The 13,985-nt window shown below is 70.0% G+C and carries 14 protein-coding genes; 11 read left to right on the top strand and 3 right to left on the bottom strand.

Annotation, left to right across the window (positions count from 1 at the left end):
- Nucleotides 1–21: 21 nt before the first annotated feature.
- Nucleotides 22–573 carry a peroxiredoxin gene (locus tag NRP21_RS08725; RefSeq protein ID WP_257715791.1) on the bottom strand — a complete coding sequence of 184 codons (552 nt, stop codon included), beginning with the start codon at nucleotides 571–573 and terminating at the stop codon, nucleotides 22–24.
- Between the two features lie 397 nt (nucleotides 574–970).
- Nucleotides 971–2,290, bottom strand: a complete 1,320-nt coding sequence (locus tag NRP21_RS08720; protein ID WP_257715790.1) for an NAD(P)/FAD-dependent oxidoreductase — start codon at nucleotides 2,288–2,290, stop codon at nucleotides 971–973.
- A 112-nt stretch (nucleotides 2,291–2,402) separates the two neighbouring features.
- Between NRP21_RS08720 and NRP21_RS08715 the strand changes: the two genes are divergently transcribed.
- The 7 genes from NRP21_RS08715 to ggt are packed head-to-tail and all read left to right on the top strand — an operon-like array spanning nucleotide 2,403 to nucleotide 9,648.
- On the top strand, nucleotides 2,403–3,515 hold the full coding sequence (locus NRP21_RS08715) for an extracellular solute-binding protein (protein ID WP_257715789.1): 1,113 nt from the start codon (nucleotides 2,403–2,405) through the stop codon (nucleotides 3,513–3,515).
- Between the two features lie 3 nt (nucleotides 3,516–3,518).
- Complete coding sequence (locus NRP21_RS08710) at nucleotides 3,519–4,451, top strand: 2-hydroxyacid dehydrogenase (RefSeq protein WP_257715788.1); 933 nt, start codon at nucleotides 3,519–3,521, stop codon at nucleotides 4,449–4,451.
- Between the two features lie 3 nt (nucleotides 4,452–4,454).
- Entirely contained in the window at nucleotides 4,455–5,225 is a 771-nt protein-coding gene (locus NRP21_RS08705; protein WP_257715787.1) for a class II aldolase/adducin family protein, read from the top strand.
- Nucleotides 5,222–6,334, top strand: coding sequence for an ABC transporter ATP-binding protein (locus NRP21_RS08700; RefSeq protein ID WP_257715786.1), 1,113 nt, complete (start codon nucleotides 5,222–5,224; stop codon nucleotides 6,332–6,334). Before NRP21_RS08705 ends, NRP21_RS08700 begins: the two co-directional genes overlap by 4 nt.
- A complete protein-coding gene (locus NRP21_RS08695) occupies nucleotides 6,331–7,176 on the top strand; it encodes an ABC transporter permease (RefSeq protein WP_257715785.1) in 846 nt (281 codons plus the stop codon). The genes NRP21_RS08700 and NRP21_RS08695 overlap by 4 nt, the downstream gene beginning before the upstream one ends.
- A gap of 1 nt (nucleotide 7,177) precedes the next feature.
- The gene (locus NRP21_RS08690; RefSeq protein WP_257715784.1) at nucleotides 7,178–7,963 is read left to right on the top strand and encodes an ABC transporter permease; all 786 of its coding nucleotides are present in this window, start codon (nucleotides 7,178–7,180) and stop codon (nucleotides 7,961–7,963) included.
- 32 nt (nucleotides 7,964–7,995) lie between these two features.
- Complete coding sequence (gene ggt / locus NRP21_RS08685; protein ID WP_257715783.1) at nucleotides 7,996–9,648, top strand: gamma-glutamyltransferase; 1,653 nt, start codon at nucleotides 7,996–7,998, stop codon at nucleotides 9,646–9,648.
- Between the two features lie 30 nt (nucleotides 9,649–9,678).
- Here the strand turns inward: ggt and NRP21_RS08680 are convergent, their stop codons facing one another.
- Nucleotides 9,679–10,137: an acyl-CoA thioesterase gene (locus NRP21_RS08680; RefSeq protein WP_257715782.1), complete on the bottom strand. Its 459-nt coding sequence runs from the start codon at nucleotides 10,135–10,137 to the stop codon at nucleotides 9,679–9,681.
- Between the two features lie 130 nt (nucleotides 10,138–10,267).
- Here NRP21_RS08680 and minC point away from each other — a divergent pair, with 130 nt between their 5' ends.
- The 4 genes from minC to NRP21_RS08660 all read left to right on the top strand — a co-directional run bounded on the left by minC (nucleotide 10,268) and on the right by NRP21_RS08660 (nucleotide 13,985).
- A complete protein-coding gene (minC, locus tag NRP21_RS08675; RefSeq protein WP_257715781.1) occupies nucleotides 10,268–11,011 on the top strand; it encodes a septum site-determining protein MinC in 744 nt (247 codons plus the stop codon).
- Nucleotides 11,012–11,123: 112 nt separating this feature from the next.
- Entirely contained in the window at nucleotides 11,124–11,942 is an 819-nt protein-coding gene (gene minD / locus NRP21_RS08670; protein WP_257715780.1) for a septum site-determining protein MinD, read from the top strand.
- Nucleotides 11,939–12,220, top strand: a complete 282-nt coding sequence (minE, locus tag NRP21_RS08665) for a cell division topological specificity factor MinE (RefSeq protein ID WP_257715779.1) — start codon at nucleotides 11,939–11,941, stop codon at nucleotides 12,218–12,220. The genes minD and minE overlap by 4 nt, the downstream gene beginning before the upstream one ends.
- A 76-nt stretch (nucleotides 12,221–12,296) precedes the next feature.
- Entirely contained in the window at nucleotides 12,297–13,985 is a 1,689-nt protein-coding gene (locus NRP21_RS08660; RefSeq protein WP_257715778.1) for a putative bifunctional diguanylate cyclase/phosphodiesterase, read from the top strand.

Genomic DNA, 13,985 nt, shown 5'->3' with positions numbered 1-13,985 from the left:
TCCCGGGTTAAGACGCTCCGCTCATCCCACCCGCAGCGGTTCCTCGCCCTTCTGCCAGTTGCAGCCGCAGAGTTCACCCGTGAGGAGGGCGTCCAGCACGCGCAGCGTCTCCTGCGGGTTGCGGCCGACGCCGAGATCGTTGACCGAGACGTGCCGGATCACCCCGTCCGGATCGACCAGGAAGGTGGCGCGGAGCGGCACGCCCTCCACCGCGTCGAGGATGCCGCATTCGCGCGACAGCTCCCGCCGAATGTCCGAGAGCATGAGGAAGGGCAGGTCGCGCAGTTCCGGGTGGTGCAGGCGCCAGTGCATGTGGACCAGCTCGCTGTCGGTCGAGACGCCGTGGACCACCGCGCCGCGGTCCGCAAATTCGCGGGACAGCCGGGCGAAGCCGAGGATCTCTGTGGGGCAGAGAAGGCTGAAGTCCTTCGGCCAGAAGAAGATCAACTTCCAGCGGCCGGCATCCTCGGCATCGCTGACGACGGTGAAGGCGGTTTTCGGGTCCAGGCCCCGCGGGCCGCCCTCCACGGCCGAAAGCCGGTAACTGGGAAAGCGGTCGCCAACGGTGAGCATGCGGTCCTAGGTCTCCGGCGCGGGATGGTGCTGGCACGAACGGGGGAGGCGGCGGGCCGTTTCCTGGCGTGTCGAAGTGTGAGCGCACGGGAATTCAGCTTGATGTGGGAATTTTTCCCACAATACTGAGGCTCTCTTAAGAGGGCCACGATGATGGTGATCGACGACTGGTACGACCGGATGGGTGTTCCGGAGGAGATGGCCTGGCGCGCGGCACCGGTCCCCGCGCCGGGGCTTGGCGGGGAAGCCCGGAGCGCGGGGCCGGAGGAGGCTCGGCGTGATGCCCGCGGGGGAGCCGATCTCTGGCGGATGTGCCGCGACCTTTGGCACCGCGCGGATCCTCACCCTCCCTCCCTGGCAGCGCGGCCAGGACCAGCCTGACCGCCCGGCGGGGAGATCAGGCGGCCATGCGGTCCACCCGGTCCCGCAGCCGGTACCAGCCGCCGACGAGCGGCAGGAACCAGGGTCGGCCGCGGTAGCCCGGGGCGGTCGGGAAGGGCAGGTCCGCCAGGGCGAAGGGCTCGTTCTCCGCCCCGGCGATCCGCAGCGCGGCGCGGTGGCCCAGCCAACTCGCCATGGCGACCCCCGAGCCCTGGCAGCCCGCGGCGTAGTGGATGCCGTCCTGCGTGCCGATATGCGGCAGGATATCGAAGGTGAAGGCGACGTTGCCTGTCCAGGCGTGGGTGATGCGGGTCGTCGCCAGTTCCGGGAAGACGGCGGTCATGAAGCCGTGCAGCACCGGGGCTGCCCGTTCCGGCGTGGTGGGGCCGAAAGAGGCGCGGCCGCCCCAGAGCACGCGCTTCCCGTCCGGCGAGGGGCGGAAGTAGTTCAGCACGCGCTTCGTGTCGCTGATCATGCGGCGGCCGGGAAAGAGCCGGTCGATCATCTCCGCCGGCAGCTCCTCCGTGGCGATGATGTAGGAGCCGACGGGGATGAGGCGGCGGGCGAGCCAGGGCATGGCGCTGCCGCCCACCGCGTCCAGGCTGTAGCCGTTGGTGGTAACGAGGACGGCGTCCGTGCGCAGCACCCCGCGGGAGGTCTTCAGTGCGAAGCCCTCGCCGTCCCGAGCGATGCCCTCGACGCGGGTGGTATCGACGAGGGTGGCGCCGGCTTTCGCGGCGGCCCCGGCGAGGCCGCGCGCGTACTTGCCGGGATGCAGGCTGCCCGTGGCGGCGGCGAGCATGCCGCCGTGATAATGATCGCTGCCCAGGGCCTCTCGCTGGCGCTCCCGCGGGAGCATCGAGACGGGGAGGCCGGTTGCCCGCTCGATGAAGGCGGCCCTGGCGGCCTGGGCGCGGTAATGGGCGGGGGTCCACGCGGCGGCGAAGCGCCCGCAGCGCAGGTAGTCGCAATCGATCCCCTCCCGCGCGATCAGCTCCTCGATAAATGGGAAGGACGCGGCGGAATCGCGGGCGATGGCGGCGGCGCGATCGGTGCCGTGGGCGCGCGCCAGACCGCCGGACGTCACCTTCAGCCCGCCCGAGACCATGCCGCCATTGCGGGAGGAGGCGCCCCAGCCGATCCGCTCCGCGTCCAGCACCACCGGGCGGTGCCCGAGACGGGCGAGGGTGAGGGCGGCGGAGAGCCCGGCATAGCCACCGCCGACGACGGCGACCGCGGCATGGTCCGGCAACTCGGCCGGACGCGACGCGGGCTCGGCCGCCTCCCACCACCAGGGGGTGGTCCTGAAGCCTTCGGCGAAGAGGAGGTGGCTCATTGCATCGCCGCTCCGGCTGGTATCAAAATTGCTGGGAAGGTTCCCCAGGCCGCGACCAGGGTCGCGCCGCATCGGCGTTCCGGCAAGGCGCCCGGAGCATGGGAGAATTGGCATGTCGCAAAGCTTCCACGAGGACTGCGCCGAGCTGGCACGGCGCGCGACCGATCGCGGCGCGCTGCCGCGGCGCACCGCCCTGAAGGCGCTTGCTATCCTGGGCCTGCTTCCCGCGGCCGGCGGCGTGGCACGGGCCCAGCGATCCAAGGACCTGGTGATCTCCAACTGGGGCGGGCTCGCGAACGAGGGCTTCACCCGCAACTACGGCGCGCCCTTCGAGGCTGCGAATCCCGGCTTCAAGGTCTCGATGAACAGCACCGGCCCATCGGCGGGCCGGATCAAGAGCATGGTGGACAGCGGCGCCGTCACCTGGGACCTCTGCGACAGCTCTGCGTCCTCCTCCCGAGTGCTGGGGAAGAGCAATCTCATCTCGAGGATCGACTACAACGTCGTGAAGAAGAGCGACGTGATCTCAGAGGCCTTTGCGCTGGAATACGGGGCGGCGCCCTACTCCTTCTCCTCCGTGCTGGCTTACGACAGCGCGAAGTTCCCGAACGGCGGGCCGCAGAACTGGGCGGATTTCTTCGACACGCGCCGGTTCCCGGGCACGCGACTGCTGCGGCGGGACGCGCTGGCGGTGCTGGATGCGGCGCAGATGGCGCTTGGTAAAGATCCGGCCAAGCTTTACCCGCTGGATGCGCGCGCTTGCCTGGCGAAGATCAAGGAGATCCGCCGCAACGCCGTGTTCTGGAACAGCGGTTCCGAGAGCGAGCAGTTCATGCGCACGGGTGAGGCCGTGATGGGCATCATCTGGCACACCCGCGCCAAGGTGCTGGAGGACGAGTCCAAGGGCCGGATCAAGTTCACCTGGAACCAGGGGCTGTTGCAGGCCGGAATCTTCGTGATCCCGCGCGGCAATCCCGGCGGGGCGGACGCGCAGCGCCTGCTGGCGAGCATGCTGGCGAACCCGGAGCCGCAGGTGGAGCTGCTGAGATTCCTGGGCAACGGCCCGACCAATCCGCGCGCCGCCGCGCTGGTGCCGCAGGAGCTGAAGCGGTTCAACCCGACCGACCCGGCGAATGCCGCGCAGCAGGTGACGCTGGACGGCAACTGGTGGGGTGACAACTACACCGAGCTGAACCAAGAGGTGATCGACATCATCACGGGTTGATCCATGCTTGTCGTGAAAGCTCCGGGCGCGCGCTACGTGAAGCAGTGGTGCGAGCACCTCTCGAACCTCATGCCCGGCCTGGAGGTCCTGCCGGGGACCGAGGAGTTCGCGCCGGAGAAGGTGCGCTACGCCCTGACCTGGGAGCCGCCCATGGGTTGGCTGGCAAGCCTGCCGAACCTGAAGATGGTTGTCTCCATCGGGGCGGGCGTGGACCACATCACGCGCGACCCGCAATGGCCGCGCCATCTGCCGATGGTGCGGATGGGCGGGGCGGAGACGGGGCAGCGCATGGGCGAGTACGTCGCCTGGGCCTGCCTGCACCTGCTGCGGCTCGGGCGTACCTACGCGGTGCAGCAGGCGGAGGCGCGGTGGAGCTACGTGAACACCGAGTTCACGGCAGAGGACCTGACCGTTGGCATCATGGGCATGGGCACGCTCGGCGCGCAGGTTGTGCCGATGCTGCGCGGGCTGGGCTATTCCGTGGTCGGCTGGTCCCGCAGCCGCAAGGAAGTGGCCGGCGTGGAGAGCTTCGCGGGCCCGGAAGAGTTCGACGCCTTCATCCGCCGCAGCAACGTGCTGGTGTGTCTGCTGCCCTCCACGCCGGAGACAGCGGGGATCATCGATGCGGACCTGCTGGCGAAGCTGCCGGCGGGCGCCGCGGTGGTGAACGCCGGGCGTGGGCCGCATCTGGTCGTGCCGGACCTCATCGCGGCGCTGGATTCCGGCCATCTCTCGGGCGCAGTGCTGGACGTGTTCGAGCCAGAGCCCCTGGCGTCCGACAGCCCGCTCTGGGCGCATCCGAAGGTGACGGTTACGCCGCATGTGGCGAGCGTGGCGCGGGTGCGGGAGCGTGCGCGCTTCGTGGCCGACGTGATCGCGGACTATGAGGCGGGGCGGCCGGTGCCGAACCTCTATGATCCCGTTCGGGGATATTAAGACATGCCGCTTCCCCCGCCGCCTGTCCGGCCCGATCCGAACCACGTGCCGAGCGAGGCGGAGCTGCGGCGCGACCTGGCCTGCGCCTATCGCCTGATCGCGCATTTCGGGATGACGGACCTCGTCTACACCCACCTCTCGGTGCGCGTGCCGGGGGAGGGACATCGCTTCCTCGTCAATCCCTACGGGCTGCTCTTCGAGGAGATCACGGCATCCTCCCTCGTCCTGGTGGACGCGGAGGGGGAGCCGGCACAGGAGACGAGCTGGCCGGTGAACCCGGCGGGCTTCGTCATCCACTCCGCGCTGCACATGGGCGCGCCGAGCGCGCATTGCGTGATGCACACCCACACCCTGGCGGGCATGGCGGTGGCGGCGCAGAAGGGCGGCCTGTTGCCGCTGAACCAGATCAGCACGGAGTTCCACGACCGCGTGGCCTTCCACGACTACGAGGGCGTGGCGGCGGACGACAACCTGGGCGAGCGCGAGCGGCTAGTGCGCGACATGGGCGACAAGCCGGCGATGGTGCTGCGGCACCACGGACTGCTGACGGTAGGGCGCACCGTGGCCGAGGCCTTCTACTGGATGTACTACCTGGAGCAGTCCTGCCGCATCCAGATCGCGGCCCAGTCCTCCGGCGCGGAACTGGATGTCCCGCCGGACGAGGTTGTGCTGCGCGCGCGGGAGCAGGGCGGGAACAGCCCGGTGAAGGGTTGGCTCATCTGGCAGGCGTTGCGGCGGAAGATGGACCGCGAGCAGCCGGACTACATGACGTGAGTGCTCCCGCCGCCACGACCGGGCACGCGCTCTCGCTCCAGGGCATCGGAAAGCGCTATGGCGAGTTCGTGGCGGTGCGCGATGCCTCGCTGGAGGTGGCGAGCGGGGAGTTCCTGACCCTGCTCGGGCCTTCGGGATCGGGCAAGACGACGATCCTGATGATGGTTGCGGGTTTCGTGGAGCCCAGCGCGGGGCGGATTCTCCTCGACGGGCGCGACATCACCGCCCTGCCGCCGGAGCGGCGCGAGTTCGGCATGGTGTTCCAGGGATATGCACTGTTCCCGCATATGACGGTTGCCGAGAACGTGGCCTTCCCGCTGCGCGTGCGGGGGCTGGGCCGGTCGAAGCGGGACGCGAAGGTGCGGGCGGCGCTGGACCTCGTGCAGCTCGGAACCTTCGCGGACCGCAAGCCGTCACAGCTTTCCGGCGGGCAGCAGCAGCGGGTGGCGCTGGCGCGGGCCCTGGTCTTCGATCCGGCGCTGCTGCTGTTGGACGAGCCGCTCTCCGCGCTGGACAAGAAGCTGCGGGCGGAGCTGCAGGAGGAGCTGAAGGCGCTGCACCGGCGCGTGGGGCGCACCTTCATCAACGTGACGCACGACCAGGAGGAGGCGCTGAGCCTTTCCGACCGGATCGCCATCCTGAACCACGGGAATCTCGTGCAGGTGGGATCGCCGGAGGCGCTGTACGAGCGGCCGGCGACGCGCTTTGTCGCGGACTTCCTCGGCAAGTCCAACTTCATCGAGGGAAATGCCGAGCCGGACGCCGCCGGGATCACGCTGCGGCGCGGCGCCGCCCGCGTGCTGGCGCGGGGCGAGGCGCGCGGGCGCGCGCTGCTTTCCCTGAGGCCGGAGAAGATCGCTCTGCTGCCGGATGGTGCCGGAGAGGACAATGTTGTGGAGGGGCGGATCTTCGCCTGGTCCTATCTTGGCACGGGCTACGGGCTGGTGGTGGAGACGCCGGATCTCGGGCCGATCCGCGTTCATCTCCCGGCCTGGCGTGCCGCCGTGGCGCCGGCGGAAGGGCTGCCCGTGCGGCTGGGCTTTTCGCGCGATGCCGCCGTAGCCGTGGCGGAAGACCGGCCTGCGGCCATTCCGGGCGGCGCGGCTTGAGCCCGAGGGGGCGCGGCGCGCTGGGGTGGTGGGGGCTGATCCTGCCGGCGTTCCTGTTGCTGACGGCTTTCTATCTGGCGCCCATCATTCAGGTGCTGGCGATCAGCGTGACTGAGCCGCGGCCGGGCTTTGGCAATTACGAGCGGCTGTTCACGAGCGAGAGCGTGCAGCGCGTGGTGTTCACCACCCTGCGGATCGGGGCGGTCACGACGGTGATCGCGCTTCTGCTGGGCTATGTGCTGGCCTACCGCATCGCCATGGCGGGGCCGAAGGCCCAGCGCTGGTGGCTGCTGGCGGTGCTCGTGCCGCTGTGGATCTCCGTGCTGGTCCGGGCCTTCGCCTGGGTGACGCTGCTGCGGCGCCAGGGGCTGGTGAACGAGGGGCTGCTCGCGATCGGCGCGATCGACGAGCCCCTGCCGCTGGTGTGGAACGAGTTCGGCATCATCGTGGGGATGGTGCACTACATGGTGCCCTATGCGGTGCTGCCGATGCTCTCGGCGATGCGGGAGATCGACCCGCGCGTGCTGGCGGCGGCGCGGGGGCTCGGCGCTTCCCGCGGGGCGGCCTTCCTGCGGGTGTTCCTGCCGCTCTCCATGCCCGGGGTGATCGCGGCGGCGGTGCTGGTCTTCATCTTCAGCCTCGGCTTCTACATCACCCCCGCCCTGCTCGGCGGCGGCAAGACGCTGATGGCGGCGGAGTGGATCAAGCTGCAAATCCTGGACCTGATCCGCTGGGGGCTGGGGGCGATGATGGCGACGGTGCTGGTGGTGGCGATCCTGGCCACGCTGGCCGTCTTCTCCCGCCTAGTGAACCTGCGGCGGCTCTTCGGGGCAGGGGGCTAGGATGGGCGGCTACCGGCCGGGATGGCTGAACGGCGCCGTCGCCTGGGCGACGGTGATCTACCTGATCCTGCCGATCACGATCATCCTGCCCGTCTCGCTGACGGACCAGCGCTTCCTCTCCCTGCCGCATGAGGGGCTCTCGGCACAGCACTACATGCGGCTGCTGACCACGCCGGCCTGGACGAACGCCATCCTGCAATCGGCCTGGATCGCCGTCGCCTCCACGCTGGTGGCGGTGGTGCTGGGCACGCTCTGCGCCATCGGGTGCTGGCGCCTCTCAAGGCGCAGCACGGAACTGGTGCGGGCCCTGATGCTGCTGCCGATCATCATTCCCAGCATCGCCTACGCGATCGGGCTGTACCGCTACTTCGCCCGGCTGGGGCTTCTGGACAGCTTCCTCGGCGTCGTAATCGCGCACGGCGTGACCGGGCTGCCTTATGTCGTCATCACCGTCTCCACCGCCCTGGCCGCCTTTGATCCGCGGCTGGAGAGCGCGGCGAGGGGGATGGGCGCCTCTCTCTTCCAGACCCTCCGCTGGGTCATCCTTCCCCGCATCGCGCCAGGGATCGTCTCTGGGGCGATTTTCGCCTTCATCCATTCCTGGGATGAGCTTGTTGTGGTTCTCTTCATCGCCTCGCGCCGGGTCTTCACCCTGCCGCGCAGGATCTGGGACGGGATCAACGAGAACCTGGACCCAGCCATGGCGGCGGTAGCGGTGTTGCTGGTGGGGATGACGGTCCTGCTGTTGCTGCTGGACCTGATGTTGCGCCGCCGGCGCGAAGGCTGACGCCCCGCAAGGGGCGGGAGGAGAGAGACGCCGTGACCGAGAAGCACCCCGTCACCGCCCGGAAGGGCGTGGTGGTGACGAACCATCCCCTCGCATCGGGGGCCGGGGCGGAGATGCTGCTCAACGGCGGGAATGCCGTGGACGCCGCCATCGCCGCTCTTTTCGCGCTGACGGTGGTGGAGCCGATGATGGTTGGCATGCTCGGCGGCGGGGTGGCGCATCTCCGCTTGCCGGACGGGCGGCACATCGTGGTGGACGGGCTCTCCACGGCCCCCGCGGCGGCGTGGCCGGACATGTACCGGCCCTTGTCCGACACCCTGCCGGATTACCAGGAGACGGAGGGCCGGGCGAACCATTTCGGCCCGCTCGCCATGGCCGTGCCCGGGGCGCTGCGGGCCTGGTGCCATACTTTGGAGCGCTACGGCACCATGTCCCTTGCCGACGTGCTGGACCCGGCGATCCGCATCGCCGCGCGGGGCTGGCGGGCCACGCCCTATCTTGCCGATTGCGTTGCCGACAACGCGGCGGACCTGGCGACGGATCCCGGGCTGACCAGCATCTTTCTTCCCGGTGGGAACCCGATCCGGGCCGGGCAGAGGATCGTGCGCGCCGATCACGCGGACAGCCTGCGCCTTCTGTCCAAGGCCGGGCCGGACGCGCTCTACGACGGCCAACTCGGCGACGCGCTGGTGGAGCACATGGAGGAGACGGGCGGGTTGATCTCCGCCGCCGACCTGCGCGCCGTGGCGCCGATCGAGCGGGAGCCGATCCGGGCCACCTATCGCGGGCACGAGATTATCGGCCCGCCGCCGCCCTCATCCTCCGGCGTGCACATCGCGCAGATGCTGAACGTTCTGGAGGGGTTTGACCTGCGGGGCCTGGGCTTCGGCACGCCGGACGGGGTGCACCTGCTGGCCGAGGTGCTGAAGATGGCCTTCGCGGACCGAGCTGTGGCCACCGCCGACCCTGCCTTCGTGGAGGTTCCCGTCGCGCGGCTCACGGACAAGGCCTATGCCGCCGCGCGCCGCGCGGAAATTGAGATGGGGCGCGCCAGGGACTGGCAGCCCGGCGCGGGGCTGCTGGAATCCGCCAACACCACCCACGTGACGGTGGCGGACGGGAAGGGGGGCATCGTCTCCACCACCCAGACGATCAACGGCCTCTTCGGCGCCCGCTTCACCGTGCCGGGCACGGGGATGATCGCGAACAACTACATGTACAACTTCGATCCGCACCCCGGGAAAGCGCTCTCGATCGCGCCGGGGAAGCGGGTCTTCACCTCCATGGCTCCCATGGTGGTGCTGAGGGAAGGGCGGCCGGTGGCGGCGCTCGGGCTGCCAGGGGGCCTCCGGATCTTCGGCTCCGCGATGCAGGCCATCATCAACCTGCTGGACCATGGCATGGAGCCGCAGGAGGCGGTGGAGGCGCCGCGCGTCTGGACCCAGGGCCATAAGCTGGAGCTGGAGCCCGGCATTTCCGAGGAGACGGAGGCCGCGCTCGTCGCGCGCGGCCACGCGGTGGAGCGGGTGCGGACGATCGGCGGCGGCATGGGGGCCGTGACCTTCGCCGAGGACGGGGCAATGACCGGCGCGGCCTGCTGGCGGGCGGACGGCACGCCGGTCGGCATCGGGGGCGGGCTGGCCCGGGCAGGGGTGCGGTTTAACCCGGAGGCCGGGCAACGCTAGCCGGCGCCGGGCGCCCCCGCGCCGCGCCCCTCAGCCGGCCCCGACGAGCAGCGAAGCCACCGCGTCCCGGAGATCCTGCGGCAGGGGCGTCGGGCGGGTCTGGGTGGCGCGGTCCACGTAGACGTGGATGAAATGGCCCTCGGCGCTCGCCTCCTCCTCGTCATTGCGGAAGATGCCGATCTCGTACCGGACGGAGGTGTTGCCGATCCGGGCCACGCGGAGCCCGGCGGTGACGAGGTCCGGGAAGGAGATGGGTGCGAGGTAACGGCAGCCCGTCTCCACCACCACGCCGATCAGGGGTGAGGTCTTCAGGTCGATGGCCCCGGAGGCTAGGAGGAAGCGGGACACCACCGTGTCGAAGAAGGAGTAGTAGGTCACGTTGTTCACGTGGGCATAGGCGTCGTTGTCGCCCCAGCGTGTCGGGATCTCCAGGAAGTGGCGGAAATCGGCCCTTGTCGGGCGGTGTTTCTCGCGGGGCGCTGAACTCATGCCGGAATCCTGTGGCCAGGGGGTCGCGCCGCAGGGTTCCCGTGCGAGGGACGGCGCGCAAGGCTTCGCCTGCAGGACACTTCCCTGTAATGTGAGGCGAGAACCTCTTCCCAGGATTCCCCGCGCCCGCATGTCCTCCCCCGCGTCCGAAGCCCGACTGGAGCCGTTCCGGCTTCGCGGGGGCAATTTCAACCTGCTGGTGCTGCGGCTGCTCGACCCCAGGGTGGAGGTGATCGTGCCCGCCCTGGCCGACCAGTTCCGCCGGGCACCCGGCTTCCTTCGGAACGCCCCGATCGTGCTGGGGCTGGACGACCTGGATCCCTCGGCAGCGCCCGATTTCGGGCACCTGATCGCCCAGCTGCGGAGCGTGCACATCGCCCCGATCGGGACCACGGGCGGGGCGACGGATGTCCGCGCCGCCGCCCAGGCCGCCGGGCTGCCACCGCTGCGGGCGGCAGGGGCGGAGCTGCCCGTGGCGGCCCCGGCCGCGCCGGCGCCGGTGCCGGAGCCCGTGCAGGAGATGCCGCCCCCGCCATCCGACTGGCAGCCGACCATGGTGGTGGACCAGGCGGTGCGGGCCGGGCAGCGGATCTGGGCCCAGGGCTGCGACCTGATCGTGCGCGGCACGGTGAACCCGGGAGCCGAGGTGATCGCGGACGGGAACGTCCACATCTACGGCGCCCTGAAGGGGCGGGCGATCGCGGGCGGGGCGGAAAACCTCTCTGCCCGGATCTTCGCCCTGAACTTTGAACCGGAGCTGGTCTCCATCGCCGGCTACTACGCGGTGCGGGACGGGCTGGGGGATGCCCCGCTCGGGCGCATCGTGCAGGTGTGCCTCATCGGCGAGAGCATGCGGTTCGACCGGCTGGGTTGAGGAAATCGGCCGGGTTTCCCCTTCCAGGGAGCGGGCCGGCCATGCGAAGGAAGCAACGTTCCGATGGCCCGCGAGGGGGCAGCCAGCGGGGCAGGGGGTTGGAGAAGAGCGCATGGCGCAGGTGATCGTGGTGACTTCGGGCAAGGGGGGCGTGGGCAAGACCACCTCCTCCGCCGCCTTCGCGACCGGGCTGGCCCAGGCGGGCAAGAAGACCGTAGTGATCGATTTTGACGTGGGCCTGCGGAACCTCGACCTCATCATGGGCGTGGAGCGCCGGGTGGTGTTCGACATCGTCAACGTCATCAGCGGCGAGGCGAAGCTCAGCCAGGCGCTGATCCGGGACAAGCGGGTGGATACCCTCTCCATCCTCCCGGCGAGCCAGACCCGGGACAAGGACGCACTGACGAAGGAGGGCGTGGCCACCGTCATCGAGGAGCTGTCCAAGGATTTCGACTACATCCTCTGCGACAGCCCGGCCGGGATCGAGAAGGGCGCGCTGCTGGCGCTCTACTTCGCCGACCAGGCGATCGTCGTGACCAACCCCGAGGTCTCCTCCGTCCGCGACAGCGACCGGATCCTGGGCGTGCTCCAGTCCCGCTCCAAGCGGGCCGAGGAGAAGAAGGATCCGGTGAAGGAGCACCTCCTTGTGACCCGCTACGATCCGGCGCGGGTGGAGAAGGGGGAGATGCTGAAGCTGGAGGACATCCAGGAGATCCTCCGCATCCCCCTGCTGGGCGTGGTGCCGGAGAGCGAGAGCGTCCTCAAGGCCTCCAACACCGGCAACCCCGTGATCATGGACGCGGAGTCCTCGGCCGGGCAGGCCTACAAGGATGCGGTGGCGCGCTTCCTGGGCGAGGAACGCCCGATGCGCTTCACGGACGCCGAGAAGAAGGGCTTCCTCTCCCGGCTGTTCGGCGGGAGGGCGGCATGAGCTGGCTGAAGCTGTTCCGGGGGAAGCAGGCGGAGATGCCCGCTTCCGCCTCTCAGGCCAAGGAGCGGCTGCAGATCGTGCTCGCGCACGAGCGGATCGGCCGCAAGGGCGACGACTTCCTGCCGAAGCTCCAGAAGGAGATCGTGGAGCTGGTGGCGAAGCACGTCTCCATCGACCCGGGCCGGGTGAACATCTCGCTGGAGCGGGGCGGGGATCTCTCCACCCTCGCCATCGCGGTGGAACTGCCTGGGCCGGAGCCTGTCCGCCACGCTTCCTGAGGACGGGCCCGCTTAACCCTGGCGAAAGGACGCCCGCGCCATCCTCCTGCCCTGACGGGAACGGGAATCGGGGTGGATGGCAAGGCGGTTCTTTCCGCAGCAGGGCCTGCGGTCGCGGCTGATCCTACTCTCCGCCGCTCCCTCCCTTCTGTGCCTTTGCGTCACGGCGGTGGTGCTGGTCCTGCCCGCGGCGACGGCGACGCCCTCGGACGAAATGCTGGGCATCGTGGCCCCGGCCTTCGCGGCCATCCTCGTCTTCGGAACAGTTTACGCCGCCGGGGCGGCGCGGCGGCTGGGCGGGATGCTGACCGGGCTGACCGAGGCGCTGCGCCGACTTGGCCACGGAGACCTGGCCGTGATCATCCCGCCGCCACCCCGCGGCGCCCCCCGCGAAGTGGCCGAGCTGACGGACGCCTGCATACTGTTCCGGGACGCCTCCGCCGAGCGAAGCCGGCTCTCGGAACGGCTGCGCTGGCTGGCGAACTTCGATGGTCTGACGGGGCTGCCCAACAGGGCCCTGCTGGGGGACCGGCTGGAACTGGCCTTCGCCGCGGCCCGCCGGGACGGAGCCTTCCTGGCCGTGCTCGCCATGGATCTGGACCACTTCAAGGAGGTGAACGATGCGCTGGGCCACGGCGCGGGCGACGAGGTGCTGCGGGTGGTCGCTGCCAGGCTGCGGGGCTGCCTGCGGACGACGGACACGCTGGCGCGGGTGGGCGGGGATGAGTTCGTCCTCGTTGCCCCCGACCTTGGCCAGCCGGAGGCGCTGAACGCCTTCGCCGCCCGGCTGCTGGCGGCGATGGAGGAGCCGGTGCTGCTGGGATCGGAGTTCCGGACCGTGGGGCTTTCGATCGGGGCGGCCGTGCTCTCGCCCGGGGCCTTCGACGGGCGGCCGGAGGCGCTGCTGCAGGATGCCGACCTGGCCCTGTACCAGGCGAAGACGGAGGGTGGGTCCTGCCTGCGGATCTTCGAGCCGGAGATGGACGAGAGGCTTCGCACCCGGCGCCTGCTGATCACGGATCTCCGGAACGCCATGGCGCGGCAGGAGCTGACGATCCTCTTCCAGCCGCAGGTCTCCACGGCCACGCGGCGGATCAAGGGCGCGGAGGCGCTGCTGCGCTGGCACCACCCGCAACGGGGCATGATCTCTCCGGACGTCTTCATCCCGCTGGCGGAGGAAACGGGGCTGATCGTACCGATCGGTGCCTGGGTGCTGGAGCAGGCCTGCCAGGTGGCGCGGGGCTGGGGCGGGCTGAACCTGGCGGTGAACGTCTCGGCCATCCAGGTACGCCAGGCGAGCTTCGTGGCGACGGTGGAGGGGGCCCTGGCCCGGTCCGGCCTGCCGCCCGCGTGCCTGGAACTGGAGATCACGGAGGCGGCGATGCTGGCCAACAGCGCCGAGACGCTGGGCATCCTCTCGCGCCTGCGCTCGCTGGGCGTGCGGCTGGCGATGGATGACTTCGGGACGGGCTACTCGTCGCTCGCCACGCTGCAGCGCTTCCGCTTCGACAAGATCAAGGTGGATCGTTCCTTCATCCGGCACATCGCGATGGACGCGAAGGCGGTCGCGCTCCTGCGGGCTGTGATCGCTCTGGGCAGCGCCCTAGACGTGACGACGAATGCCGAGGGCGTGGAGGACGAGGGGCAGCTCTCCATGCTTCGGGCGGAAGGCTGCGAGGAGGCGCAGGGCTTCCTCTTCGGCCGGCCGATGTCGGCGGCGGATTTCCAGGCCCGGGTGGGCCAGCAGGATGCCCGGGCGGCCTGA

Origin of the sequence: Roseomonas populi (genome assembly GCF_024594815.1) — a bacterium.
In the GTDB taxonomy this organism is placed as follows: domain Bacteria; phylum Pseudomonadota; class Alphaproteobacteria; order Acetobacterales; family Acetobacteraceae; genus Roseomonas; species Roseomonas populi.
Note: the sequence above shows the minus strand (reverse complement) of the source record. Positions and strands in the feature narration are given on the sequence as shown.